Below are 25,538 nucleotides of genomic sequence, written 5' to 3'. Positions count from 1 at the left end.
GCAATCCATACTTCCGCATATGCGGAGCCATGGATTGCTTCGCTTCGCTCGCAATGACGGTGGCATAGCGTCGGTCACGTCCGCTCAACACCCCGCGGCGATCGCCAAAAAGTCCGACGCCTTCAGGCTGGCGCCGCCGACCAGCGCGCCGTTGACATTGGCGACGGCCATCAGCTCGGCGGCATTCGATGGCTTCACCGAGCCGCCATAGAGGATCCTGGTCCGGCTTCCCTCGCCCTTGAAGCGATCGGTGAGCTGACCTCGGATAAACCTGTGAACTTCCTCGACATCCTTCGCCGTCGGGGTGAGACCGGTGCCGATCGCCCAGACCGGCTCATAGGCCACCACCAGATTGGCCCCAGTCGAGCCGTCGGGCAGCGAGCCCGCAAGCTGGGTGCCGCAGACATCGAGCGTCCTGCCGGCATCGCGCTGCTCGCGCGTCTCGCCGATGCAGACGATCGCGGTCAGGCCGGCACGCCACGCGGCCTCCGCCTTCTGCCGAATCAAGGCGTCGGTCTCGCCATGGTCGGCGCGCCGCTCGGAGTGGCCGACAATGATGGCGACCGCGCCGAGATCTCCAAACATTTCCGCCGAGAGGTCGCCGGTGTGGGCGCCCGAAGCCTTCGGATGGCAGTCCTGGGCGCCGACGGCGACCTTCGAGCCGCGCGCCTTGTCGGCAAAGGCCCCGACCAATGTTGCCGGCGGGCAGACCAGGAGAGCGGCCTTCCCGGCGACATTGCCGGCGCCGGCCAGCATCGCGTCGAACTCGACAAAAGAGGATTTCAGGCCGTTCATTTTCCAGTTGCCGGCGATCAGCGGCCGGATGGCGTCGGTCATGTCGGATTTCCCATCATTCAAGCGTGCCCCTGCGCTATCAGAGCCGGGCGGCGACTTCCAGAGCGCGGCTTCGCGCTTGCCGTGCGACGCTTCCGCCCGCGCGCCCGAGGTTGCGGGGGGACACGAGCCACTTTATAAGCGTTTTCAATTCGGTGACGCCCCGCTGCCGGACAAAAAGTCCCGACTTTTAGTCCCACTTGGGTACGACCCGGTTCCCCTCCTGTAAAACAAGTTGGACCCATGCTTCGAGGAATGCGGAAAGCCTCATCAAACTGGCTCGGCAAGACGATTATGGCCGTGGTGATGGGCGTTTTGATCGTCAGTTTCGGAATTTGGGGCATTGCCGACATCTTCAAGGGGTTTGGCCAGTCGACCTTCGCCAAGGTGGGCGGGACCGAGATTTCGGCCGAGCAGTTCCGCCAGATCTATACCGACCGCCTGCAGCAGCTTGGCCGCCAGTTCGGCCGTCCGCTGACCCCGGACCAGGCGCGCGCTTTCGGGATTGACCGCCAGGTGCTGCAGCAGACGCTCGCGGAAGCTGCGCTGGACGAGGAAGCGCGACGCATGGGCCTCAACCAGTCCGACGCCGAGGTGCTGCGCACGATCTACAACGATCCGAACTTCAAGGGCCTCAACGGCCAGTTCGATCCGCAGCGCTTCCAGTCCGTGATCCGCAACTTCGGCTACACCGAGGGCCGCTACATCGCCGAGCAGCGCCGCGTCGGCCTGCGGCGGCAGATCGCCGGCACCATCTCGTCGGGGATCGAGCCGACCAAATCGATGATCGAGGCGCTGACCCGTTTCCAGAACGAGCAGCGCTCGATCGACTACGTCACGCTCGGCGCCGCACAGGCCGGCACCATCGATCCGCCCTCGCCCGAGGCGCTCGCCGCCTATTTCGAGGACCACAAGGTCCAGTTCCGCGCGCCCGAGTACCGCAAGATCGCCTTCGTCGCGATCACGCCGGAAGAAATCGGCAAGTGGGAGACCGTGTCCGACGAGGATGCCAAGAAGATCTTCGAGGAGCGCAAGGACCGGCTCAGCACGCCGGAGAAGCGCGAGGTCTCGCAGATCGTGTTTCCGGACGCCGGTGAGGCGCAGGCCGCCCGCGCCCGCATCACCTCGGGCGCCTCGTTCGACGACATCGCCAAGGAGCGCAAGCTCAATCCCGCCGACGTCAATCTCGGCCTGGTCGCGAAGTCTGCGATCCTCGATCCGGCCGTCGGCGACGCCGCCTTCTCCCTGCCCGCGGGTGAAGTCAGCCAGCCGGTCCAGGGCCGCTTCGGCGTGGCGCTGGTCAAGGTCGGCAAGATCGAGCCCGGCGTGACCCCGACCTATGAGAGCCTTGCGCAGCAGGTGAAGAACGAGATCGCGACCGAGCGCGCCCGCGCCAAGGTCGCCGAGCTTCGCGACAAGATGGAAGACGAGCGCGGCGGCGGCTCCAGCGTCGTCGACGCGGCGCAGAAGCTGAAATTGACCGCCGTCACCATCGACGCCGTCGATCGCTCGGGGCGTCTGCCGAACGGCCAGGTCGCGTCAAACATCCCGCGCGGCCTCGACGTGGTGTCGCAGGCCTTCAACAGCGACGTCAGCGTCGACAACGACCCGATCCAGTTCAACAACGGCTATGTCTGGTACGACGTGCTCGGCATCACGCCGTCGCGCGAGCGCACCCTCGACGAGGTCCGCGACCAGGTCGAGGCCAAGTGGCGCGAGGACCAGATCTCCGCCAAGCTGCGCGCCAAGGCGACCGAGATGGTCCAGAAGCTCGACAGCGGCGCCAAGCTCGCCGACGAGGCTACGGCGGCCGGCGTCAAGGTCGAAACCGCTGCGAACTTCCGCCGCGAGGCCACGCTGCCCAACGTGCCGGCCGGCGTGATCGCGGCCGCATTCCGCACCGCCAAGGACAGCGACGGACAGACCTCCGCGGCCGGCGGCAGCCAGTGGGTGGTGTTCCGCGTCACCGATGTGACGGTGCCCCCGGTCGACTTCGCCTCCAACGAGGTCAAGCAGCTCAGCGAGGCGCTGCGGCGCTCGTTGAGCGACGAGCAGGTCGCGCAATATGTCGCGAAGATCGAGACCGACATCGGTGTGAGCGTCAACCAGGCAGCCTTCGCACAGGTGACAGGCGCAAATAATTGAGCATGATCGGGACAGCGCGGCGACGCGTTGCGCGGCGATCAAGCTCCAACAACAGACCCTGAGCCAGCGAATGGACGACCTGAAATCGATCATCGGAAAAGTCGCCACCGGCGCCACGCTGACGCGTGAAGAGGCGGCGTCGGCCTTCGACAGCATGATGTCGGGCGAAGCCACGCCCTCGCAGATGGGCGGGCTGTTGATGGCGCTGCGGGTGCGCGGCGAGACCGTCGAGGAGATCACCGGCGCGGTCAGCGCGATGCGCGGCAAGATGCTGCGGGTCACCGCTCCGGCGGAGGCCGTCGACATCGTCGGCACCGGCGGCGACGGCTCGGGCTCGGTCAACGTCTCGACCTGCGCGGCCTTCATCGTGGCCGGCGCCGGCGTGCCCGTTGCCAAGCACGGCAACCGCGCGCTGTCGTCGCGCTCGGGCGCCGCCGACGTACTTGCCTCGCTCGGCGTCAAACTCGACCTGACGCCGGCGCAAGTCGGGCGCTGCGTCAAGGAAGCCGGCATCGGCTTCATGTTCGCGCCTTCGCATCATCCGGCAATGAAGAACGTCGGCCCGACCCGGGTCGAGCTCGCCACCCGCACCATCTTCAACCTGCTCGGGCCGCTGTCGAACCCTGCCGGCGTCAAGCGGCAGATGGTCGGCGTGTTCTCGCGGCAATGGGTGCAGCCGCTGGCGCAGGTGTTGAAGAACCTCGGCTCCGACAAGGTCTGGGTGGTGCACGGCTCCGATGGCCTCGACGAGATCACACTCACCGGCCCGACCTTCGTCGCAACGCTCGAGAACGGCGAGATCAGGACATCAGAGGTGACGCCGGAAGACGCGGGCCTCGGCCGGGTCGGCGGCGAGGCGCTGAAGGGCGGTGATGCCGATGCCAATGCGATCGCGCTGTCGAGCGTGCTCCAGGGTAAGCCGAGCGCCTATCGCGACGTCGCGCTACTCAACGCGGCTGCCGCGCTGATCGTGGCCGGCCGTGCCAAGGATTTGAAGGAAGGCGTGGCGATCGGCGCGCAGTCGCTCGACAGCGGTGCGGCCGCGGCGCGGCTGAAGCATCTGGTCGCGGTTTCCAACGGTTGAGAGCGAGAGACATGTCCGACATCCTGACCAAGATCGAGGCTTACAAGCGCGAGGAGATCGCCGCCGCGAAGCGCGCGCGTCCGCTCGCCGAGGTCGAGGCGCAGGCGAAAGCGGCCTCAGCTCCACGCGGCTTCGTCCGCGCCCTCAAGGACAAGCATGCACGCGGCGACTACGCGCTGATCGCGGAGGTGAAGAAGGCCTCGCCCTCGAAGGGGCTGATCCGGGCCGACTTCGATCCGCCGGTGCTCGCGAAAGCCTATGAGGCGGGTGGCGCGGCGTGCCTGTCGGTGCTGACGGATGCGCCCTCGTTCCAGGGCCATCTCGACTTCATGGTCGCGGCCCGCGCAGCGACCAATCTGCCGGTGCTGCGCAAGGATTTCATGTTCGACACCTATCAGGTGGCGGAGGCGCGTGCCCATGGCGCCGACTGCATCCTGATCATCATGGCCGCGCTCGACGATGCGGCGGCCAGCGAGATCGAGGACGCCGCGCTCGGCTATGGCATGGACGTGCTGGTCGAGATCCACGATCGGGGCGAGCTCGACCGTGCCCTAAAACTTCGCTCGCCGATGATCGGCGTCAACAACCGCAATCTGCGCACCTTCGAGACGACGCTTGCGACCAGCGAGGCGCTGGCGCCGCTGATCCCGGACGACCGCCTGATGGTCGGCGAGAGTGGGATGTTCACGCCTGAGGATCTCGCCCGCCTCGAGCGCGTCGGAATGTCGACCTTCCTGGTCGGCGAGAGTCTGATGCGCCAGCAGGACGTCACCGCGGCCACCCGCGCCTTGCTGACGCGGCAGGCCACACCGCGCGCCACCGGCACGCGCTGACGCGATGGCGCGCAAAGCCAAAGCCGGATCGAAAGGACTCGGCACCGCCCTCACCCATATCGACGCCAAGGGCGAGGCGCGCATGGTCGACGTCTCGGCCAAGCCGGCGACCGAACGGACCGCGATCGCCGAAGGCCGCGTCCTGATGAGCAAGGCAACGCTCGCGCTGATCGAGTCCGGACAGGCCAAGAAAGGCGACGTGCTGGCGACCGCGCGGATCGCCGGCATCATGGCGGCGAAGCGGACCTCGGAATTGATTCCGCTCTGCCATCCGCTGGCGCTAACCAAGGTCACGATCGATATCGCAACCGACCGCAAGCTGCCCGGCTGCATCGTCCGCGCCAGCGTCAAGGTGACGGGGCCGACCGGCGTCGAGATGGAGGCGCTGACCGCGGTTTCGGTCGCCTGCCTGACGATCTACGACATGGTCAAGGCGGTCGACCGCGGCATCCGGATCGAAGGCATTCACCTGGTCGAGAAGATCGGCGGCAAGTCCGGACACTATCGCGCCGGCAAGTGATCGCGACCGACGCGCAGCGCCGGCAATGATGGCGATGACAATGCCGGTTGCGATCAAGCTAGATTCGATCGCGGTGGCCCAGGTCTCGTCGGTACAAGAATTCTGCGAGAGCTCATGGTGACTCGCCACTGAACTCCGCACGACGACACGCAAGCAACGTATCGGCGATGACGTCGAGCGTCGTGATAGACCAGGCCGTGAATCGATAAATCTGCCGTCCGACCGAGAAATTCAGGATTACTACTTAAGCCGTCGGGACTTCGTTCGCACCGGAGAACTACGGAAAGCCTCCTTCCTGTTCATGCATTATTGTGAAAGCAGCGAAGTAGTTCTCGTGGGAGTGGTACATGACTCATGTACTCCGCGCGACGAGACGTTCCATCGCATGGACGGGCGCAGTGGCCTCACTGCTGTTGGCGCTTTCTGCCGGGCATCCGGCCTGCGCGCAGAACCGCGGCGGCATCCTGCGGCTCGCGAGCCCTGCGAGCCCGGCCAACATGTCGATCCACGAGGCAGCGACCATCGTTGCCGAGATGCCGATGATGGGCGTGTTCAACAATCTCATTGTGTTCGACCAGCACAAGCAGCAGGTCAGCCTCGACACGATCGTTCCCGATCTGGCGACGAGCTGGTCGTGGAACGAGGATGACACCGCGCTGACCTTCCAACTGCGTCAGGACGTCAAATGGCATAACGGCAAGCCATTCACCGCCGCCGATGTCAAATGCACCTGGGATCTGCTGCTCGATAAGGTGCCCGACAAGCTGCGGCTCAACCCGCGCAAGACCGCGTATGAGAACCTGGCCGACCTAACGACCAACGGCGATTACGAGGTCACGTTCAAACTGAAGCGGCCGCAGGCTGCCTTCCCGATGCTGCTTGCCGGCGGGTTCTCGGCGATCTATCCCTGCCATATCACGGCGACGCAGATGCGCCAGCATCCGATCGGCACCGGCCCGTTCAAGTTCGTCGAGTTCAAACCCAATGAACGCATCAAAGTCGCCCGCAATCCGGACTACTGGAAGAAGGACCGGCCGTATCTCGACGGGATCGAATACACCATCATCCAGGAGCCGTCGACCGCGGACCTGGCGTTTGTTTCCGGGCAGTTCGATATGACATTCCCGTTCGAACTGTCGGTTCTCCGCTACAAGAACATGCAGGCGCGGGTGCCGGAGGCGGTGTGCGAGTTGTCGCCCGGCACCGTTAACACCCACTTGCTGATCAACCGTGCCCAGCCGCCATTCGATCATCCCGATCTGCGGCGGGCGATGGCGCTGACGATCGACCGCAAGGCCTATGTCGACACGATCGGACAAGGCGAAGGCGAGATCGGCGGCATCTTGCAGCCGCCTCCGGCCGGGCTGTGGGGCATGCCCCCGGACGAGATCGCCAAGCTGCCGGGCTACGGCGTCGACGTGCACAAGAACCGCGAAGAGGCTCGCGCCCTGATGCGAAAGCTCGGCTACGGCCCCGACAACCGGCTCAAGATCAAGGTGACGACGCGTGACTGGTCGATATACCGCGACCCGGCGGTGCTGCTGATTGATCAGCTGAGGCAGATCTACATCGACGGCCAACTCGACCTCGTCGACACGGCGCAATACTTCCCGAAGATCCAGCGCAAGGAATATACGGTCGCGCTCAACCTGCAGACGGCAGGGCCCGATCCCGACCCGACCGTGCAACTGTTCTACGGCTGCGGCTCCAACCTCAACTGGGACAGCTATTGCGACCCCGAGATGGACAAGATGATCGAGGCGCAATCTCGCGAGGATGACACGGCCAAGCGCAAGCAGATGCTATGGATAATCGAACGCAAGCTGGCCAACGACGGCGTGCGGCCGATCATTTTCTACCGCCGTGGCGGGACGTGCGAGCGTCCATATGTCAAGGGTCTGACGATCATGGTCAACAGCATCTTCAACAGCTGGCGCATGGAGGATGTCTGGCTCGACAAGTAGCGAGCAGATGAATCCGCTCGCAAAGAACGCCAGGCTTTGGCTGGCCTGGGGCCATACGCGACCGGGTCGCGTCGGCAGCAAGCCTGGCGTGGCGTCCGGGACCAGATCATGGCCGCGCAACAATCCGGCGGTGGCAGTTTCCTCAATTCGCCCGATTGCAGGGCCGTCTTTGGCGTCAACGCAGAAGCTGCCGAATTCAACCAGTTCGAGCAACCATTCGTTAACCAATCCCGCTAACCTGCGCTCCATCTCGTTTGGATACGACTTTCGCGGGCCGGAGGTGCGCGAAACCTACTTCCGGGTGAAACGCCTGGAAGCGATAGCGTCAGATGAAGCAAAACGGCAGCGCCTCGTTCAACGTCACCTCGGTGATCGGCAGTGGTCCGATCCGCTGGCTGATCCTTGGCGGCGCCGTATTGATGGCCGCGATCGCGATCGGCGCCACCCTGATGGCCGAGAATTTCCGCGAGCGCGCCCTGCACAACAGCGAGCGCGAACTCGAGAACACCGTGCTGCTGCTGGCGCGGCATTTCGACCAGCAGCTCGAGGATTTCGAGGTCGTTCAGAAGGACCTGATCGCGTTCATGCGCGACAGCGGGATCGCGACGCCGGAGAACTACCGGCGCCGGATGTCGGCCGCGGACATCCATGCGATGCTCAAGTCCAAGATGGACGCGCTGTCCAATGTCGGCAGACTCAACGTGTTCGACGCCGACGGCATGCTGATCAACAGCTCCGGCGACTGGCCGTTGCCGCAGGTCAGCATCGCCGACCGCAGCTACTTCCAGACTTTCAAATCGAGCCCCTACTCGCCCGACATGCTGGTCGCCCCGGTGGTCAGCCGCGTCAGCGGAGTCTGGACCACCGCCATCACCCGCAAGGTGACCGGCCCACGCGGCGAGTTTCTCGGCGTACTCGTCCGTGGCGTCGAGCCGGCGACCTTCGAGAAATTCTTCTCGACCGTTGCGCTCGGCGAAGGCGCCGCGATCTCGATGCACCATCGCGACGGCACGCTGCTGGCGCGCTATCCCCATGTCGAGGAGATGATCGGGAAGATTTTTCGGAGCGGCCCGGCCGGTCAGCAGCAGGTGTTCGAGCTGCCGCAGAGCACTTCGCGGCTGACCAGCCCGGTCGACGGCAAGGACCGCCTGGTGTCGTCGCGGGCGCTCACCAAATTCCCAATCGTCGTCGTCGCCACGACCACTACCGAAGCGGCGCTCGCCAACTGGCGCGAGCAGATCGGCATCCTGATCGCGGTAACCGCAGCATCCGTGCTGGCGATCGCGATCCTGCTGACGCTCGTGGTGCGCAAGCTGTTGCAGCAGCACCGCACCCAGCAGCAGCGCCTGACGCTGGAGAAGCTCCGGCTCGACACCGCCGTCAACAACATGACGCAGGGGCTGTTGCTGTTCGATGCCGCGCAGCGGCTGGTGATCTGCAACAAGCGCTATATCGAGATGTACGGATTGTCCGCCGACGTCATCCGGCCGGGCTGCAGCTTCCGCGACGTCATCGTGCATCGCCACCTGACCGGCTCGTTCCAGGGCGACGTCGAGCGCTACGTCAACCTCGTGCTGCGCGACGTCGGCATCCGCAACACCATGGTGATCGCGACGCCCGACGGGCGCTCGATCCAGGTCGTCAACGAGCCGCTGGCCGATGGCGGCTGGCTTGCGACACACGAGGACGTCACCGAGCGCCGCCGCGCCGAGGAGCGCATCACGCATCTTGCCCACTACGATGCTCTCACCGACCTGCCGAACCGCGCGCTGTTCCACGAGGAGATCAAGCGCGAGCTGCCGCATGTCGCCCCCGACAGCCAGCTCGCGGTGCTCTATATCGACATCGACGAATTCAAGGGCGTCAACGACTCGCTCGGCCACATGGTCGGCGATGAATTACTCAAGTCCGTTGCGCGGACGCTATCCGGCGTGATCGGCGACGGCGATTTCGTCGCCCGGCTCGGCGGCGACGAATTCGCGATCGTGCAGACCGGCGTGAAGAGCGAGGTCGAGGTCACCGACCTCGTCGCGCGCATCTACGAGGTCATCCGCTCGCCCTATCAATGCCTCGGCCACCAGGTCACGACCGACGCCAGCATCGGCATTGCGCTGGCGCCGAAGGACGGCACCGATCTCGACCAGATCTTGAAGAACGCCGACCTTGCGATGTATGCGGCGAAGTCGGCCGGCCGGCGCGTCTCGCGGTTCTTCGAACCGGCGATGGACGCCGATGCCCGCGCCCGCCGCGAACTCGAGGTGGAGCTGCGGCAGACCATCGCCGCGGGCAGCGGGCTCGAAGTGTATTACCAGCCCTGCGTCGACCTGCGCAGCAACGAGATCACCGGCCGCGAGGCGCTGGTGCGCTGGCGCCATCCGGTGCGCGGCATGATCTCGCCGGCCGACTTCGTGCCGATCGCGGAGGAAACCGGCCTGATCAACCAGCTCGGCGAATGGGTGCTGATGACGGCCTGCAAGGAAGCGGTGAACTGGCCCGATCACGTCAAGCTCGCGGTCAACGTCTCGCCGGTCCAGTTCCGGACCGGCACGCTGGCGCTCAAGGTGATCGCCGCGCTGGCGGCATCGGGCCTGTCGGCGGGCCGGCTGGAGCTCGAGATCACCGAGGCGGTGCTGATCCGCGACGACGAGACGGCGCTGGCCGCGCTGCATCAGCTCCGCGCCATCGGCATCAGGATCGCGCTCGATGATTTCGGCACCGGCTATTCGTCGCTGAGCTATTTGAAGCGCTTCCCGTTCGACAAGATCAAGATCGACCGCTGCTTCGTCACCGACATCGCCGATCCGCAAGGTTCGGCCGGCATCGTCGAGGCCGTGGTCAACATCGCCGCCGAGCGCAGCATGACCACGACGGCGGAAGGCGTCGAGACCGCCCAGCGGCAGCAATTGCTGCGCGAGCTCGGCTGTTCGGAAATGCAGGGCTATCTGTTCAGCCCGCCGAAGCCGGCCGCCCAGATCCGCGAACTCCTGGCCGGGCACCGCCGCGGCCCCGCTGCAGGTCCAACCGCCACGCGCCGGCGGAGGCCTGTCGCCGGCGCGGCGTGAGTTTCGGAAGGACTGGGCGACCTCCTCGTCATGCCTGGACGGAAGCGCGAAGCGCGTCTTCGCGCCAGACGTCCCGGCCACGACGTCGTGAGGAAACGTCCGCGCCTAGTTCGGCACCGGCCGCTTCTGCGCGGCCTTGTCGGCGTTCTTGGCGTCGGCGTTCACGGTGACGCCGCGCAGCTGGTTGAACGCCGCGGCCAGCGCCTTGTCGTTCTTCTCGTCCGGCGGCACGTAGGATTGCGAGCCGGTCTGCTCGGCGCCCTCGGCGGAGAGATGGCCGCGCATCGAGGCCTCGCCCTTGATCTCGGAGCGGGTCTTGAACTCGTCCGGCACGTCCTGCAGCACCTCGATGTCGGGCTTGATGCCAAGCGCCTGAATCGAATGGCCCGACGGGGTGAAATAGCGCGCGGTGGTCAGCGCCAGCGCGCCATTGCCGGCGCCGAGCGGAATGATTGTCTGCACCGAGCCCTTGCCGAACGAGCGCGTGCCGATCAGGGTCGCGCGCTTGTGGTCGTGCAGCGCGCCGGCGACGATCTCGGAGGCCGAAGCCGAGCCGCCATTGATCAGCACCACGAGCGGCTTGCCCTTGGTCATGTCGCCGCCATGGGCGGTGAAGCGCTGCGTCTCTTCCGGATTGCGGCCGCGGGTCGAGACCACCTCGCCCCGCTGCATCAGCGTCGAGGTCACCGAGACCGCCTGGTCGAGCAGGCCGCCCGGGTTGTTGCGGAGGTCGACGACATAACCGTCGAGCTTGTCCTGCGGGACCTGCTTCTGGATCTCGCCGATCGCCTTGCGCAGGCCTTCGGTGGTCTGCTCGTTGAACGAAGTGATGCGGATATAGCCGATGTCGCCGCCCTCGACGTGATACTTCACCGGGCGGACGCGGATGATCTCGCGGGTGATCGAGACCTCGATCGGCTTGTCGGCGTCCTTGCGGATGATCTTGAGCCGGATCGAGCTGTTGGGCGCGCCCTTCATCTTGTTGACGGCCTGGTCGAGCGTCAGGCCCTGGATCTGCTCATCGTCGATCGAGGTGATCACGTCGCCCGACATGATGCCGGCGCGCGAGGCCGGAGTGTCGTCGATCGGCGCCACCACCTTGACGAAGCCGTCCTCCATCGTGACCTCGATGCCGAGCCCGCCGAACTCGCCATGCGTGGTCTCCTGCATCTCCGCCCAGCCCTTCTCGTTCATGTAGCGGGAGTGCGGATCGAGCGAGGAGATCATGCCGTTGATCGCCCCTTCGACGAGCTTGGAGTCCTCGGGCTTCTCGACGTAGTCGGTCTTGATCTTCTCGAACACCTCGCCGAACAAATTGAGCTGCGAATAGGTGTTGTCGGCATGCGCGGCGGCATTGGCGACGGCGAACAGATGCGCCCCCTGCGGCGAGGCCACGAGCAGGGTGAGACACGCCCCCGCAACCGTCCCGAGGAAGAAGCCAACATGTTTGCGCATTATCCGCGATCCTTTTTCGCTATCGGCCGGCAACGTTCCGCAACGTTCGCCTGCCCCACCCCGACGGGGGCACCACACAACGGCTTTTTGGTCGGATCAAGGCCGCCTTGTCACTGGACCATTACGGTCCTGTCACGATGCCCTGGTCAGCCCCAAAATCAGCATTTAGTCAGCACCAAATCAGCCTCAAGTTAGCTCCCGGTCGGCCTCTGGCCCAGCCTCCCGCAGCCCGTTCTGCCAGGTCGACGGCAGGGTCCCGAATCCGCGCTTGGCCCGGGTGCCCAACCAATAGCCAAACTGCGGGGGAACATGGCGAAATGGCCCTTCAACCCCGAGTTTTAGCGCGGCATCCATCGGCCAGTTGGGGTTATTGAGGATCTCCCGGCCGACCGCGATCAAATCTGCTTGTTTGTTGCGCAGGATTTGCTCGGCCTGGTCACCATGAATGATCAGGCCGACCGCCATGGTCATGATATCGGCATGCCGGCGCACATATTCCGCCAGCGGCACCTGATAGTTGTATTTGATCTCCTTGCCGAGGATCGGCGCCATCTCGCTGATTCCCCCTGACGAGCAGTCGATCACATCGACGCCCTTCCCCTTCAGGATCGCCGCCAGCCGCGCGCTCTGCTCCGGACTCCAGCCGGCATTGTCCTCGACCGACAGCCGCACGAACAGCGGCTTGTGGTCCGGCCAGTGCGTGCGCACGGCCTCGGTCACCTCGATCAGGAAGCGCATCCGGTTGGCTTCCGAGCCGCCATATTCATCGCTGCGCTGGTTCGAACGCTCCGAGAGGAATTCGTGCACGAGATAGCCATGGGCGCCGTGCAGCTCGAGCACCTCGAACCCGGCCTCGTGGGCGCGGCGGGCCGCCTGCCCCCAGGCCGCGACGAGGTCCTTCACCTCATGCGTTTCCAGCGCGCGCGGCGCCGGCCAGCGCTCGCTATGGGCGATCGCGCTCGGCGCCACCGGCGTCCAGGCATCCCAATCCTCGATCGCGGCGCTGCGTTCGAGCGGACGGTCGCCCTCCCAGGGGCGGCTTGCGCGCGCCTTGCGGCCGGAATGGCCGAGCTGGATGCCGGCGACCGCGTTCTGCTGCTTGATGAAGCCGACGAGCCGGCTGAGCGGCGCGATGAACTTGTCGTCCCAGATGCCGAGATCGCCGATCGTTCCGCAGCCGCGCCGCTCGACCTTGGTCGATTCGACGATCACGAGACCGGCGCCGCCGGCGGCGAACTTGCCGGCGTTCATCAGATGCCAGTCGGTCGGAAAACCCTTCTCGGCCGAATACTGGTGCATCGGCGGCACCACGATGCGGTTCCTCAGCGTGACGCCGCGGATGGTCATCGGCGAAAACAGCAGCATAACAGCAGCATATCGGACATCGCTTCCTCATGGAGGTCGTTACCCGGTTCGCGCGGGAACCTATACCGGCCGATCCCGTAGTTGCTGCCGACGATATACGCGCCGCGCGATCGTCGATAGAGGCACGGAAATTTCTGTTCCATCGCAACGAATTTTTGCGCGCGGAGGAAATGATGATCGCGGTGCGTGTTGTCCCGGGCAACCTTGAGGAGGACGCACCCATGAGAACCCGCACAACCGCACTGCTCATAGCCGGTGTCATGGTAACCGGCCCGATGCTGGCCCAACACGCGGCGGCCCAGAACCTGCCCAGCCAGAACCTGCAAAACGAGGCCGACAAGGGCGCGAAGACCCGCAACTCCGGCGAATCCGGCTACGTCGGTGATCAGGACAGACCCGGCGCGGCGGCAACGCCTCCGGGACGCCCTGATACCGCCGGTTCCACTGATGCCGCGACATCTCCAAGCGCCCAAAATTCCGGGACCGGGATCAGCGGCGCGCCGGGCAACAAGAACGGGCCGGCTGCAAAGCAAGGCACGGTCGGCTCGAATTCGCAGAACCTGCATGTTCGGGAACAGGATCCGTCGAACGTCAAGGGATTGCCCGGCAACAAGAGCGGCCCACCTGCAAAGCGCTAGGCCAGGCGCCGAGTTGTCAAGCGATCGTCAACCGAGACGGCGCCGGCGGAGCTCGATGAGCTGGATCGGCGCCGGCTTGAAATCGGACCGTTGATCGAAGCCGCTTGACCTTATTGAACCGGTTTGCGGTTCGCCGACAGGTCGGTCGGACAGTTTGCTCCGCATTCGATCGACTTCCCCTGGTCGGCGACGCGCCACACGAGCAGCGCGACAAGGACAATGATGGTGACGGTGAGCTTTGCCAATGCGTCGTGATTCAACTTCGACTCCGAACAGCAAACGACGTTAACAATAAAAATCATCAGTAGGTGAATGTGACGCCAGCAACCTTGGGAACGTGGAGGCGCGTGCGGTCGACGCGCCCGCATTCGGTAGCTGCACGCCATCATGGTACAGGCGTGCCGATGCCGGCAACCTCATCGGTCTGCATGGCAGCATGGCACGGCGGGCGGCGACTGCATTGGAACATTGTTAGCCTGTGTGCCGTTCGGTGGCTGTCCTCTGATCATTGGCCCAGAGGCACGAACACCTACTGCGGCCCCAGCCGTCACGCCGGGGCCGCAAATATTTGCAGTTCCAGGTGGACCGGAATTTTACGCTGAAGAATGCCGCGATCTCCGGGAACCTGCCCGTCCATCACCTAGCCCATATGGGCTACATCCTCACCGTGGCGATCAACTCCGCACGAGCCTTGCTGCGCCCGCGGCGATCGCGTCGTTGAAGCTCGTATCCCAGAATCTTCCGACCTCGGCGCGCGCGTCGAGCACGCCGAGCTTGAGGAAGGTGTCGGCAACCTTCTGGTGGGTCTCCGGCACATCGGGCGTTACACCAGCCAGCGAGAAGTCGTCGCTGCGGCGGGCGAATTGGTCGAGAATGTCCTGCAACGGCAGATGGGTTTCGGCGACCTGCGCCGCTGCATACAGGGGAAAATTCTTGTCGGCGAACGCATAGGCGCGCTGGATGCGCAGCAACAGATCGCTCACGGCCGCGTGGCGCAGCGGATCGTCGACCGCCTTCGGATTGGCGTAGATCGGGAAATTGCCGGAGAGATAGCCGACGCCGGTCTTGAGCAGCCGCGCGCCTTGCCTCGCGATGGCGAGCTGCCCATTGTAGCCATAGATCGCCCAGGCATCGAGCTTGCCGGAGGCGAACGCCGAGTAGCCGTCGGACGGCGTCAGATTGATGGCCTCGATATCGCTGAACGCGAGCCCGGCTTCCTCGAGCTGTTTGGCGAGGAAGTAATGTGCCGTGGTCGCGCGCACATAGCCGACGCGTTTTCCCCTGAGGTCGGCGATCGAATGGATCGGCGCATCCTTTGCCGCCACCGTGACCTGGATGTTGAGATCCTCATGGGTGACGGCGATGAAGCGCACCTTGGCGTTCTGGCGCGCGGCAAACATCGCAGGGATCTCGCTGCCCGATCCAATGTCGAGCGCATCGCCGTTCAAGGCCTCGATGTGGAGCACGCCATTGTTGAGCTCCTTCCATTCGATCTTGTAGGGCGTCTTGTCCTCGCCGGCGGCCTGCAGCAGCGGACGCCAGCCGCCCTTGTAATAGGCCACCCGCAAGGTGACGCCGCCGAGATCGGCGCCCCCACCCGCCCCGGCTTCCGCGCGCACGCCGCCGGCAACCAGACTTCCGGCGAGCACGCCGAGCGCAGAACGTCGCGAAAGGACAAATGGCGTGGTCACCGGCTTAGGCTCCTGATCAGCAGTTACATTGCCTGCAAGCTTAGGAGAAAACTCGACCATGTATATGAGACGCTATTTCGTTTTTCGTCTCGCGCGCGAAAAGCTCTTCCAAAGATTGCGGACGCGGCGCGGAAATCCATTTCCGGTGACGCAATCGTAGCCCGGATGAGCCTACGGGTCGCGCGAACACGCCCGATGACGGGCTCCGCGACATCCGGGGCCACTCAATGGCTGACTACGGTTGGCACCCCGCATATCGCTTCGCTCGTGCGGGCTACCCGCTATTCGCAGCTAGGAACACGAATGATGGCTTCTGATAGTATCCCCGCAGAGAATCCCTGGAATCGCTCCATGACCGAAGCCATTATCCGCTCCGCGGCGGAACACGATCTGCCGGCGGTGTTGAAGCTTTACCGGCATCTTCATCCGCACGATCCGGAGCTGGACACAGCCACAGCCAAGCGCGTCTGGTCGAGCTTGCTGACGTCCAGCTTCATGACCGTGATCGTGGCGCAGGCAGCAGAGCTGCTGGTGTCCTCATGCACGCTCGCGATCGTGCCGAACCTGTCTCGAGGCGGCAGGTCATACGGGGTGATCGAGAACGTCGTCACGCACGCCGACTACCGTCAGCTGGGGCTCGGCCGACGGGTTCTCGCGCATGCGCTCGAGATTGCCTGGCAGGCCGACTGCTACAAGGTCCTGCTGGCGACAGGGTCGCAGCGGGAGACCACCCTGCGCTTCTACGAAGGAGCCGGCTTTCAGCGTGGCGGTAAAACCTATTTCGAAGTACGCCGTCCCTAACAGGCAACGTGGCCCGAATGAGCGAAGCGATATCCGGGGCAGCTTCCAACGGCTGACCACGGGTGAGACCCGCATGTCACTTTCGCTCATGCGGGCTATAAACTACTTCGCAACCTCGTACACATCAGGATCGTAGCTCGAGCTCGGATTGGCGAACGCGTGGCGCAGCGCCGGCGAGATCGGGACGTTGTAGTTGATGCCGTTCGGCGGGGTCGGCTGCTCCAGCCACTTCTTGTACATGACCTCGATCTCCGGGCTCTTGTAGAGCTCTGCCGTGGCGCGGTCGGCGAGCGTCTTGAACGGCGCGTCCTCCCGGCGCAGCATGATGCCGAACGGTTCCGCCTTCGAGAAGGCCTCCTCGCTGATCATGTAGAGCGCCGGCTGCTTGGATCGCGCGATCGCCACTGCAAGCTGCACATCGTCGAGCGCGTAGGCCTGGGCGCGATCGGTCTCCAGCATCAAAAACGCCTCGGCCTGGTCCTTGGCCGGCTGAACGTTGATGCCGAGCTTGCGTTCGGTGTTGACCTTGATGAGCTGCGTGAGGTTCACCGAGCCTGCAACGGCGGTGACCGACTTGCCTTTGAGGTCGTCGATGGTGTTGATGCCGGCGGACTTTTTGGCGGCAAAGCGCGTCGCGCTCAGGAAGTGCGAGTTGGTGAAGGTCACCTGCTTCTGGCGCTCGGCGCTGTTGGTGGTCGCCGAGCAGTGCAGATCGATCGTGCCGTTGACCATCAGCGGGATGCGGTTCGACGAGGTCACCGGGAGATAGTCGACCGCGATGTCGGGCATGCCGAGCTCCTTCTTCACGGCACCGACGATCTTGAGGCAGATATCGAGCGCGAAGCCGATCGGCCGCTGATTGTCGTCGAGATAGCTGAAGGGAACCGAGGCTTCCTGAAAGCCGAGCGTGACCTTCTTCGCCTCCTTGATCTTCTGCAGCGTGCCCGAAAGCTCCTCGGCGGCCGCGGGGCTCGCGGCGAGCGTGAGGGCGAAAACGACGGCGGGCAAACGCATCAGCGGCTCCTGGGCGGTGATCAGACGGTGGTGATAGCCCACACACAGGCCTGGCGATAGAAGATGATGTGTCTATCAGCTATCGCGCTTTGCTATGGTTCGCCTGCCGAGCTTGCGACCACAGCCCGAGACATCCACACCCGGATTGCTACTTCTGCGCCCCGCCCTCGAGCAGGCGGTCGCCGACCAGGTGAACCGCGCCGCGGGTCCAGGAATAATCGGCGCCCATCCGCAAGCCGCTGTCGCCGCGTGAGACGACCGCGCCGCTGCGGGCGTCGCGCACCTGGAAGCCGACCGTGTATTCGGTCCGGCTGACCCGCCTGATCACGCCGATCAGCGATTGATCGGCGCCGAGCTGTTGCGCGATCGCCGCCTCGCATCCGTCACAGTCGCGCAGCGCCCGCGCCTTGACGGGCTCGGCGATTGCGCCGCCGGTATCGACCAGGCGGTAGCGGCCCGATTGCGCAAGCCGGTCGCGGACGCCCCGGGTGACATCGGCCAGCGTGGCGGCATCGGAGCCGGCAAGGCCGGACGACGGTGCCGCGGAATTGTCCTCGAGCTCGAACTCGAACACCGCAAGCCCGATCAGCGCCACGGCGGCGGCCGGTGCCGTCGGCAGCGCAGCGGCAAGAACGGCGCGCACCTCGCGCGACACGAACATCCGCGCATGGTCCCATGCCTCGTCATTGTCGCCACGAAACGTGTAGAGCTTTTCATACAGCACACGGCTCGCGCCGACATCGATGACCGCCACCTTGGCCCACTGCACCAGCGTGCTCATCTTCTGCACGCCGCCGACCACCTTGATTTGGGCGTCGCCGGCGGGCGCCGCTGGCGGCACCAGGCGATAGCGCGGCTCCGCGGCAATATCGGCGCGCAGCGCCGCCATGAACGCATCCAGCCGCTTCTGATGCACGGCGGTCTGGTCGATCACCTCGCCCGAGGTGTCGACATAGCTGAAATCGTCGATGCTGACGCCGAGCGGGGGAGCCACGGCGGCGCCGGTCTCGGCGCGCAGCGGGCAAGGTCCGGCCAGAAGACCGACCAACGCAAGGGCGTGCAAGACGAAGCGGGACTGGCGCATGATTGAGGCCTTTCAGGTGCTGGCGCGGGGTCGATCGCAGCCTAGGCCTGCGGCCTCCGTCCCGCAGCGGAGCGCCTCCCGGCCGCTGCCGGGAAAATTTCACGACGGTGGTCCGCACTCAAGGCGACGCTTCTCGACGCCTTCGTTCTGCCGTTTAATGGGCGTGACGGCCCTGCCCGCAACCACGCGCCGAAGGTCGTCTGCGACCTCTGAGGATACGCCCATGCGGAATTGGTCCGGAAGCGATCTGAAGCTGCGGCTGACGTTGCGCGTGGCTGTGGTGTCGATGCTCTGCTTTGCAGCGATCTCCGGCTACTTCCTGATCGACACCGACCGCTCGGTGCGCGCCAGAATCGCTGCCGTTGCCGATGTCGCCGCCAGGACGCTGGAGCTGCAGCAGAGCAAGATCCAGTGGCTGAACAATCCGCGCTCCGATTTCCCCGATCTCGACAGCGTTGCCGCCTCGGTCATGGCGCCCGGCCTGTGCCTCGCGTTTCGCAGCAATAGCGGCGAGATCAGCCAGCGCTTCTGCGGCGGCACGCAGACCGATACGGCCGCGCCGCCGCAGGCCTTTGCGGCGCTCTATCGCCGCCTGTTCGATCCCGGCCGGGAGACCGTGCGCCCGGTGATTGCGCGGGGCCAGGCGATCGGCGAGGCCGTGGTCTGGGTCGATCCAGGCGTGTTGACGACTGAGGCCTGGCACGATGCCGGCCGGCTGATGGCGGTGCTCATGATCGCGCTGCCGCTACTCTGCGCCCTGGTCTACGCGGCGCTGTCGCGCGCGCTGCGTCCGACGCGGCTGATCCGCGACGGGCTCGAGCGGATCGCCACAGGCGACCTCGCCGCGCGCCTGCCGCCGTTCGATCTCGCCGAATTGTCGGCGATCGGCGACGTCTTCAATCATCTCGCCGAGCGCCTCGCCGCCGCGCTTTCCGACCGCAACGCGCTGACGCAAAAACTGATCCTGGTGCAGGACGAGGAGCGCCGGCATCTCGCACGCGAGCTGCATGACGAGTTCGGGCAATCGCTGGCCGCCATCCGCGCGCTCGCCGCCTCGGCGCGCCTGACTGCGGTCCAGGATTGCCCGGCCCTGCTCACCGAATGCGACGGCATAGCGCGGACCGCGACCGACATGATGGAGACGTTGCGCGGCGCCCTCTTCAGGTTGCGCCCGCCCGATGTCGACGAGCTCGGCCTTGCGGCCAGTCTGGAGGGCCTGATCGCGGGCTGGAACGGCCGCAGCCGGGGACAGCCGCGGTTCGAGATCGCCATAGCGGGATCGCTCGAGCGCATCCCCGCCTCCACCGGCGCCAACCTCTACCGCATCGTGCAGGAGGCGCTCACCAACGCAGCCAAGCACGCCGGCGCCACGCGCGTCATGCTGCGGCTTGAGATGCGCGAGACGGCTTCGGCCGGCGGCGGCAGCGAGATCGTGCTCGCGATCGATGATGATGGCGGGCCGGGTGATCCTCCAGTGAAGTCCGGCATGGGCCTGCTCGGCATGCGCGAGCGGGTCGCGGCGCTGGGCGGGCGGCTGAGCTTCGAGGCCGGACAGTCCAACGGCTCGTCGCTCCGTGTCAGTGTACCCGTCGCGGCCGGCCGAGAGGCCGCACCGGTGGAACGCGCGGCATGAGCAACACGGCGCGAACCATCATGCTGGTCGACGACCACGCCGTCGTTCGGGAGGGCTACCGGGCAATGCTGCAGAAGCAGCCGGGGCTCTCGGTCGTCGCCGAAGCTTCCGACGGCGTCGAGGCCTACCGCCTTTACAAGGAGACCGGGCCCGACCTCGTCATCATGGACCTGTCGATGCCCGGCATCGGCGGCATCGAGGCCATCCGGCGCCTCAGGCAGTGGGACAAGCGGGCAAAGGTCCTGGTGTTCACCATGCACCAGAACGCGGCGTTTGCCGTGCAGGCGATCCGCGCCGGCGCGAGCGGCTATGTCACCAAGACCAGCCCGCCGGAGACGCTGGTGCATGCCGTGATGGAAGCGTTGTCGGGCAGGATCGCGATCAGTCCGGACATCGACCATGAGCTCGCGCTCAGCCACCTTGCCGGCGAGACCGCCGCCGCCGACCTCCTCACGGCGCGGGAATTCGAGGTGCTGCGCATGTTGCTCGCGGAAAAGACCACCGACGAGATCGCCGAGGCGCTGCATCTCAGCCCCAAGACGGTCGCGAACCTGCATTCCCTGATCAAGGACAAGCTCGGCGTCGGCACGGACATCGAGTTGGTCCGCCTCGCGCTGCGCCAGGGCATCCTCACGCCGATCGATCTGGGCGAACGGTGAGCCTTCATCGCCGAATGACTGAGGCTGCCCCACAGCCGTTCTTGCCTTACGGGCAGGTTGACGAAACCGGGGAGACAATCCAGAATAGCGACATGCGCAACATCTGTTCCATGTCTTTGACCACCGCGACGACCAGCCTTGGCGGGTCGTCTCCTGGTCGTATGCGGTAACAGACTGCATAACCAGACAAGGCCCCGCCGGCGACGGACGGGGCTTTTTTCATGCGCAAACTCGTCCGCGCTGCTTCCAATCAGGAGAGCAAGCTATGGACGATCTCGATCACAGAAGCCTCGGAACGCGTCTCGATCTTTGGCACATCCAGGAGGATGCGCCAGGGATGGTGTTCTGGCATCCGCGTGGCAACACGCTTTATCGTGTGCTGGAGGACTACATCCGCCGCAAGATGCGCCGGTTGGGCTATGCCGAGGTTCGAACGCCCCAGCTGCTGCCCCGCGAGCTCTGGATTCAAAGCGGCCATTGGGAAAAATTCGGCGCGTACATGTTCGGCTTTGCCGGCGGCGAGCGCGCAATGGCGCTCAAGCCGATGTCGTGTCCCTGCCACGTCCAGATCTTCAACAAGGGCCTGCGTTCCTGGCGCGACCTGCCGCTGCGCTACGCCGAGTTCGGCGTCTGCCACCGCGATGAGCCGTCGGGCTCGCTGCACGGGCTGATGCGCACGCGCGGCTTCGAGCAGGACGACGCCCATGTCTTCTGCTGCGAGCAGGACGTGCCCAACGAAGTCGCCCGCTTCGTTGCGCTACTGTCCGAAGTCTATGCCGAGTTCGGCTTCCCGGCGCCCGAGGTGTCGCTCTCCACCCGGCCGGCTGCGCGCGCCGGCTCGGACGAATTATGGGATTGGGCGGAAGCGTCCCTTGCCGCGGCCGCGCGCCAATGCGGGCTGTCATACGCGATCCAGCCCGGCGAAGGCGCCTTCTACGGGCCCAAGCTGGAGTTCGCGCTGCGCGACCGGCTGGGCCGGTCCTGGCAATGCGGAACGGTTCAGCTCGACAGCGTTCTGCCGGGCCGTCTCGACGCGTCCTATGTCGGACCGGACGGCGATCGCGCGGTCCCGGTGATGATCCACCATGCGGTGTTCGGTTCAATCGGTCGCGTCATCGCGATGCTGCTTGAACATCATGCCGGCGCGCTGCCGTTCTGGCTGTCGCCCGACCAGGTTGCGGTCGCTCCGGTCTCGCGTGATTACTCTGAATACGCGGTCAAGGTTCTCGATGCGCTCGAAGCAGAAGGCATCAGAAGCGTCCTGTTCGCCAGCGCCGACACGTTGTCGCGACGGATCGTTGCCGCGCATGAGGCGAGTATTCCAGTCGTGTCCGTCGTCGGGCAACGTGAAGCGCAACAAGGCACCGTGAGCCTCCGCGAGCGCGCCGGAGCCGTTTCCGTTTTGCCGCTAAATGACGCCGTCCGGGCGCTTCGAGCGCGTGCTCGTCCGGGCAAGGTCGCCGAGTGAAAATTCGCTGTGCGTTGCCCGCTGTGCCGGGGAGCTCCGCGACCCAAACAAAGGGCCCCAGCGAGGGGGTACACGCTGAGGCCAGAGCAACTTGGTCACACCATCCTAGACCTCGCCCCGGCGCTTTCCTTTGCTCCTTCGGAGTTACCGGATTCATACGGGTCGAAGACTGAACCTTATTGCTCGCTCGCGCGTATCCATAACATCAGGATTTTGCCATTCCTCCTGCGGCTAGAACCAACGCCGCCCGTCGTATTTCAATGCGGGCGGCGTTGCGCGTCTCCGCCCTGCGGCGAGACGCGACCCCGGCGTGCCCACACAGCTGACACGAATGAAAGTTCCCCGGCAGGAACCGGAACGGATATCAGCCGACGTGAGTTGGACAGCATGATCCTTGAAGGATGGAGCACCATCGCCGTGAGCCGAAAAACCCTGCAGGCACGTTCGGAGCAGGCGCTCGTCGTCGTCATCCTCAGCACCGGCGCGCTCATCGCCTACCTCGGCCTGGCGCTTTCCAGGATATGAGAGGTCTGCCCGGCAAGCAGCAAGTCGCTTGACGCACCAAAAGCCCGGAAGGCCCAATCACTGATTTGCCCGACGGCGCAAGCCTCGCAGGATCGAGGGGCGGATCGCGGTCGTCACGAACGTGGGTCGAGATGCGGTGGACGCGGAGCGTTGCGACTGACGAGCGCAGGCAATGCGGACGGCGAAGTCGTGTGGTCCTGACGTCCTAGCGGCGTGTCTCCCGCGAGATGCGAAGCATCGTCGCGAGGCGGTGACAAGCAAGCCTGGTCTCGCCGGGGAGAGCACGAAATAAGCCGTAACCCATCGCGCAGGGAAAGCCGGAGTCTCCGGTCACACCTGTGGTCCTACCCCCGAGCTTTCTACCTTTTGCTCGGGGCCCATGAGTGCGATCGGCACCCGGCTTTCCCTGCGTCCTCTTCAAGAGCGAAGGCGAAACGAAATGCAAAGCTCGGGCATTCATGTCGCGAGAACGTCGATGTGTGACTCACGGATCGTGCAACACATTCGCTGTCGTCCCTGCGAAAGCAGGGACCTATAACCACCGAAGGTGATTGTTGCGCGACGCTGGGGCCACAGCCCTCTTTTACAACACGACCCTGTGGTTATGGGTCCCTGCTTTCGCAGGGACGACGCCGGGAGAAGCCGCCGCTCCTCGGTTCAAGCACAGGCGTCTCTGGAATACTGGATCACCCCATGCGCGGGTGATGACACCGCGTGAATGGACCGAGCCGGGCCAACGTCAGCACCTTGGTCGCATGTCTGCCGCACAAATCGAGGACATTGCCGGCCGCCCGCAATTCTCGTACACGGTTTCACGCAATGACCTCGCAACTCTCTCCCGATTCCGTCGACGTGCTGCTGTTCGATATCGGCCGCGTCGTGCTTGACATCGACTTCGAGAAGGTGATGGCGCACTGGGCGCGGCATGCCGGCTGCGCGCCGGCCGACCTCGCCACGCGCTTTGTCGTCGACGACAGCTTCAAGCATCACGAGATTGGCCGGATCGACGATGCGGCGTTCTTTGAAAACCTGCGGCGGACGCTCGGCATCAACCTCACCGATACGCAGTTCCTGGAAGGCTGGAATGCGATCTTCACCGGCGAGATGCCGGGGATTGCCCCCCTGCTCGCCACCGCCGCCAGGCGGATGCCACTCTACGCCTTCTCCAACACCAATCCGGCTCATGTCGCGCATTTCTCGGTCACCCATGCCGAGCTGCTCAGCCATTTCCGCACCGTCTTCCTGTCCTCGACGATCGGGTTTCGGAAACCCGACGCCGAGGCCTACGATCATGTGGTAAAAGCCATCGGCGTGCCGGCGTCGCGGATCCTGTTCTTCGACGATCTGGCTGCCAACATCGAGGGCGCGCGGGCGCGCGGCCTTCATGCCATCCACGTGACATCGACGGATGACGTGGCGAGGGCTCTGACTGCACTTGGTCTTGAACATTTGGATTGAAGGAGCTCCGAGCGTGGCCCTGATGCCGGTTGCCGATGCCCTGTCCGCTGTCCTCGCCGGCGCCGAACCGCTGCCGGAGGAGATGGTCGCGCTCGATGCCGCCTACCACCGCACCCTGGCGCGCGACCTCGCCGCCCGGCGCACCCAGCCGCCGCAGCCGATGTCGGCGATGGACGGCTATGCCGTGCGTGCGGCCGACGCTGGTGATCTGAAGGTCCGGCTCAGGGTGATCGGCGAAGTCGCCGCCGGCCGGCCGTTCGAGCGCACGGTCGGCGCCGGCGAAGCGGTGCGGATCTTCACCGGCGGCGTGATCCCCCATGGCGCCGACGCCGTCATCATTCAGGAAGACACCGCCGTCGACGGCGACCACATCACGATCACGGAGCTAGCTGCCGCCGGACGGCACATCCGCCCGGCCGGCGTCGATTTCCGTGAAGGCGACGTGCTGCTCGCGGCCGGCAGCCGCCTCTCCGATCGCGCGCTGTCGCTGGCGGCCGCCATGAACCATCCGGAGCTCGCGGTGCACCGCCGTCCCAAGGTCGCGGTGCTGGCGACCGGCGACGAGCTGGTGATGCCGGGCTCGACGCCCGGCCCCGGCCAGATCGTCTATTCCAACGGCTATGCGCTGCGGGCGCTGGCGCGCGCCGAAGGTGCCGAGACCGTCGATCTCGGGGTTGCCGCCGACACGGTGGAAGCCACCACCGCCGGCATCCGCCGGGCGCGCGAGACCGGTGCCGACATCCTGATCACGACCGGCGGCGCCTCGGTCGGCGACCACGACCTGGTCAAGCAGTCGCTGGAGGCCGAGGGCGTCGAGATGGCGTTCTGGCGGATCGCGATGCGGCCCGGCAAACCGATGATGCATGGCCGGCTCGGCGCGATGCGGGTGATCGGCCTGCCCGGCAATCCGGTGTCCTCCTATGTCTGCGCCTTCCTGTTTCTCGTGCCGTTGATTCGGGCGCTGAGCGGCCGGAAAGCGATTCACCATCGCCGCGCGAGCGCATTGCTCGGCCGCGACCTCACCGCCAACGACCAGCGCGAGGACTATCTGCGCGCTCGCCTCGAGGAGCGCGAGGACGGCACGCTGATCGCAACGCCTGTCACGCAGCAGGACTCGTCGCTGCTCGGGAATCTCGCTGCGGCACGGGCACTTCTCGTGCGTCCGCCGTTTGCGCCTGCCGCCGTCAAAGGCAGCGAATGCGAGATCCTGACGCTGCCTGAGTGACAGCGCAGTTTGGATCGCTTGAGCGCTCACCGGATGCGTTCACCGGAAATTAAGTGGTTGCGGAACACATATCGAACATA

Annotated in this window: 21 protein-coding genes and 1 pseudogene; 15 read left to right on the top strand and 7 right to left on the bottom strand. The window is 65.2% G+C overall.

Annotation, left to right across the window (positions count from 1 at the left end; all coding sequences use genetic code 11):
* Positions 1–84: 84 nt before the first annotated feature.
* Positions 85–837, bottom strand: a complete 753-nt coding sequence (gene tpiA / locus AC066Y_RS05445; RefSeq protein WP_478272971.1) for a triose-phosphate isomerase — start codon at positions 835–837, stop codon at positions 85–87.
* A 240-nt stretch (positions 838–1,077) separates the two neighbouring features.
* Here tpiA and AC066Y_RS05440 point away from each other — a divergent pair, with 240 nt between their 5' ends.
* The 7 genes from AC066Y_RS05440 to AC066Y_RS05410 all read left to right on the top strand — a co-directional run bounded on the left by AC066Y_RS05440 (position 1,078) and on the right by AC066Y_RS05410 (position 10,442).
* On the top strand, positions 1,078–2,979 hold the full coding sequence (locus tag AC066Y_RS05440; RefSeq protein ID WP_478272970.1) for a peptidylprolyl isomerase: 1,902 nt from the start codon (positions 1,078–1,080) through the stop codon (positions 2,977–2,979).
* A gap of 70 nt (positions 2,980–3,049) precedes the next feature.
* Positions 3,050–4,063, top strand: coding sequence for an anthranilate phosphoribosyltransferase (gene trpD / locus AC066Y_RS05435; RefSeq protein WP_092114575.1), 1,014 nt, complete (start codon positions 3,050–3,052; stop codon positions 4,061–4,063).
* An 11-nt stretch (positions 4,064–4,074) separates the two neighbouring features.
* Entirely contained in the window at positions 4,075–4,896 is an 822-nt protein-coding gene (trpC, locus tag AC066Y_RS05430) for an indole-3-glycerol phosphate synthase TrpC (protein ID WP_478272969.1), read from the top strand.
* A gap of 4 nt (positions 4,897–4,900) precedes the next feature.
* Entirely contained in the window at positions 4,901–5,416 is a 516-nt protein-coding gene (gene moaC / locus AC066Y_RS05425; RefSeq protein ID WP_478272968.1) for a cyclic pyranopterin monophosphate synthase MoaC, read from the top strand.
* Between the two features lie 398 nt (positions 5,417–5,814).
* A complete protein-coding gene (locus AC066Y_RS05420) occupies positions 5,815–7,380 on the top strand; it encodes an ABC transporter substrate-binding protein (RefSeq protein WP_478272967.1) in 1,566 nt (521 codons plus the stop codon).
* Between the two features lie 108 nt (positions 7,381–7,488).
* Positions 7,489–7,617, top strand: coding sequence for a hypothetical protein (locus AC066Y_RS05415; protein ID WP_478272966.1), 129 nt, complete (start codon positions 7,489–7,491; stop codon positions 7,615–7,617).
* A gap of 92 nt (positions 7,618–7,709) precedes the next feature.
* Positions 7,710–10,442 carry a bifunctional diguanylate cyclase/phosphodiesterase gene (locus AC066Y_RS05410; protein ID WP_478272965.1) on the top strand — a complete coding sequence of 911 codons (2,733 nt, stop codon included), beginning with the start codon at positions 7,710–7,712 and terminating at the stop codon, positions 10,440–10,442.
* 105 nt (positions 10,443–10,547) lie between these two features.
* Here the strand turns inward: AC066Y_RS05410 and AC066Y_RS05405 are convergent, their stop codons facing one another.
* Both AC066Y_RS05405 and AC066Y_RS05400 read right to left on the bottom strand, forming a co-directional pair.
* Positions 10,548–11,897 (bottom strand): S41 family peptidase, encoded by a 1,350-nt coding sequence (locus AC066Y_RS05405; protein WP_092114580.1) that lies wholly within the window; start codon positions 11,895–11,897, stop codon positions 10,548–10,550.
* Between the two features lie 186 nt (positions 11,898–12,083).
* Entirely contained in the window at positions 12,084–13,262 is a 1,179-nt protein-coding gene (locus AC066Y_RS05400) for an NADH:flavin oxidoreductase/NADH oxidase (protein ID WP_478272964.1), read from the bottom strand.
* Positions 13,263–13,717: 455 nt separating this feature from the next.
* Here AC066Y_RS05400 and AC066Y_RS05395 point away from each other — a divergent pair.
* A pseudogene (locus AC066Y_RS05395) lies at positions 13,718–13,900 on the top strand (hypothetical protein); the annotation flags it as partial.
* 110 nt (positions 13,901–14,010) lie between these two features.
* On the opposite strand, the gene AC066Y_RS05390 reads toward AC066Y_RS05395, so the two are convergent.
* A complete protein-coding gene (locus tag AC066Y_RS05390; protein WP_478272963.1) occupies positions 14,011–14,145 on the bottom strand; it encodes a hypothetical protein in 135 nt (44 codons plus the stop codon).
* A 429-nt stretch (positions 14,146–14,574) separates the two neighbouring features.
* Positions 14,575–15,591, bottom strand: coding sequence for an ABC transporter substrate-binding protein (locus AC066Y_RS05385; RefSeq protein WP_478272962.1), 1,017 nt, complete (start codon positions 15,589–15,591; stop codon positions 14,575–14,577).
* A gap of 351 nt (positions 15,592–15,942) precedes the next feature.
* Between AC066Y_RS05385 and AC066Y_RS05380 the strand changes: the two genes are divergently transcribed.
* Positions 15,943–16,392 carry a GNAT family N-acetyltransferase gene (locus tag AC066Y_RS05380; protein ID WP_478272961.1) on the top strand — a complete coding sequence of 150 codons (450 nt, stop codon included), beginning with the start codon at positions 15,943–15,945 and terminating at the stop codon, positions 16,390–16,392.
* A gap of 102 nt (positions 16,393–16,494) precedes the next feature.
* Here AC066Y_RS05380 and AC066Y_RS05375 read toward each other — a convergent pair whose 3' ends face one another.
* On the bottom strand, positions 16,495–17,406 hold the full coding sequence (locus tag AC066Y_RS05375) for an amino acid ABC transporter substrate-binding protein (protein ID WP_478272960.1): 912 nt from the start codon (positions 17,404–17,406) through the stop codon (positions 16,495–16,497).
* A 148-nt stretch (positions 17,407–17,554) separates the two neighbouring features.
* Positions 17,555–18,490, bottom strand: a complete 936-nt coding sequence (locus AC066Y_RS05370) for a DUF3280 domain-containing protein (RefSeq protein ID WP_478272959.1) — start codon at positions 18,488–18,490, stop codon at positions 17,555–17,557.
* A 223-nt stretch (positions 18,491–18,713) separates the two neighbouring features.
* Here AC066Y_RS05370 and AC066Y_RS05365 point away from each other — a divergent pair, with 223 nt between their 5' ends.
* The 6 genes from AC066Y_RS05365 (at position 18,714) to AC066Y_RS05340 (ending at position 25,458) form a co-directional block, all read left to right on the top strand.
* Entirely contained in the window at positions 18,714–20,123 is a 1,410-nt protein-coding gene (locus AC066Y_RS05365; protein WP_478272958.1) for a sensor histidine kinase, read from the top strand.
* On the top strand, positions 20,120–20,782 hold the full coding sequence (locus tag AC066Y_RS05360) for a response regulator (protein ID WP_478272957.1): 663 nt from the start codon (positions 20,120–20,122) through the stop codon (positions 20,780–20,782). Before AC066Y_RS05365 ends, AC066Y_RS05360 begins: the two co-directional genes overlap by 4 nt.
* A gap of 265 nt (positions 20,783–21,047) precedes the next feature.
* Positions 21,048–22,250, top strand: coding sequence for a threonine--tRNA ligase (gene thrS / locus AC066Y_RS05355; protein WP_478272956.1), 1,203 nt, complete (start codon positions 21,048–21,050; stop codon positions 22,248–22,250).
* A 387-nt stretch (positions 22,251–22,637) separates the two neighbouring features.
* On the top strand, positions 22,638–22,775 hold the full coding sequence (locus tag AC066Y_RS05350) for a hypothetical protein (RefSeq protein WP_478272955.1): 138 nt from the start codon (positions 22,638–22,640) through the stop codon (positions 22,773–22,775).
* 819 nt (positions 22,776–23,594) lie between these two features.
* On the top strand, positions 23,595–24,233 hold the full coding sequence (locus AC066Y_RS05345) for an HAD family hydrolase (RefSeq protein ID WP_478272954.1): 639 nt from the start codon (positions 23,595–23,597) through the stop codon (positions 24,231–24,233).
* 13 nt (positions 24,234–24,246) lie between these two features.
* A complete protein-coding gene (locus AC066Y_RS05340) occupies positions 24,247–25,458 on the top strand; it encodes a molybdopterin molybdotransferase MoeA (protein ID WP_478272953.1) in 1,212 nt (403 codons plus the stop codon).
* Positions 25,459–25,538 lie beyond the last annotated feature (80 nt).

The sequence above is a fragment of the Bradyrhizobium sp. USDA3010 genome (assembly GCF_056429065.1).
Note: the sequence above shows the minus strand (reverse complement) of the source record. Positions and strands in the feature narration are given on the sequence as shown.

Coding starts and splice junctions, on each gene's coding strand:
- thrS (WP_478272956.1), top strand. CDS start 21,048: ATGGACGATCTCGATCACAGAAGCCTCGGAACGCGTCTCGATCTTTGG.
- trpC (WP_478272969.1), top strand. CDS start 4,075: ATGTCCGACATCCTGACCAAGATCGAGGCTTACAAGCGCGAGGAGATC.
- AC066Y_RS05345 (WP_478272954.1), top strand. CDS start 23,595: ATGACCTCGCAACTCTCTCCCGATTCCGTCGACGTGCTGCTGTTCGAT.
- AC066Y_RS05405 (WP_092114580.1), bottom strand. CDS start 11,897: ATGCGCAAACATGTTGGCTTCTTCCTCGGGACGGTTGCGGGGGCGTGT.
- AC066Y_RS05380 (WP_478272961.1), top strand. CDS start 15,943: ATGACCGAAGCCATTATCCGCTCCGCGGCGGAACACGATCTGCCGGCG.
- AC066Y_RS05410 (WP_478272965.1), top strand. CDS start 7,710: ATGAAGCAAAACGGCAGCGCCTCGTTCAACGTCACCTCGGTGATCGGC.
- AC066Y_RS05440 (WP_478272970.1), top strand. CDS start 1,078: ATGCTTCGAGGAATGCGGAAAGCCTCATCAAACTGGCTCGGCAAGACG.
- AC066Y_RS05370 (WP_478272959.1), bottom strand. CDS start 18,490: ATGCGCCAGTCCCGCTTCGTCTTGCACGCCCTTGCGTTGGTCGGTCTT.
- AC066Y_RS05360 (WP_478272957.1), top strand. CDS start 20,120: ATGAGCAACACGGCGCGAACCATCATGCTGGTCGACGACCACGCCGTC.
- moaC (WP_478272968.1), top strand. CDS start 4,901: ATGGCGCGCAAAGCCAAAGCCGGATCGAAAGGACTCGGCACCGCCCTC.
- AC066Y_RS05365 (WP_478272958.1), top strand. CDS start 18,714: ATGCGGAATTGGTCCGGAAGCGATCTGAAGCTGCGGCTGACGTTGCGC.
- tpiA (WP_478272971.1), bottom strand. CDS start 837: ATGACCGACGCCATCCGGCCGCTGATCGCCGGCAACTGGAAAATGAAC.
- AC066Y_RS05350 (WP_478272955.1), top strand. CDS start 22,638: ATGATCCTTGAAGGATGGAGCACCATCGCCGTGAGCCGAAAAACCCTG.
- AC066Y_RS05400 (WP_478272964.1), bottom strand. CDS start 13,262: ATGCTGCTGTTTTCGCCGATGACCATCCGCGGCGTCACGCTGAGGAAC.
- AC066Y_RS05415 (WP_478272966.1), top strand. CDS start 7,489: ATGGCCGCGCAACAATCCGGCGGTGGCAGTTTCCTCAATTCGCCCGAT.
- trpD (WP_092114575.1), top strand. CDS start 3,050: ATGGACGACCTGAAATCGATCATCGGAAAAGTCGCCACCGGCGCCACG.
- AC066Y_RS05375 (WP_478272960.1), bottom strand. CDS start 17,406: ATGCGTTTGCCCGCCGTCGTTTTCGCCCTCACGCTCGCCGCGAGCCCC.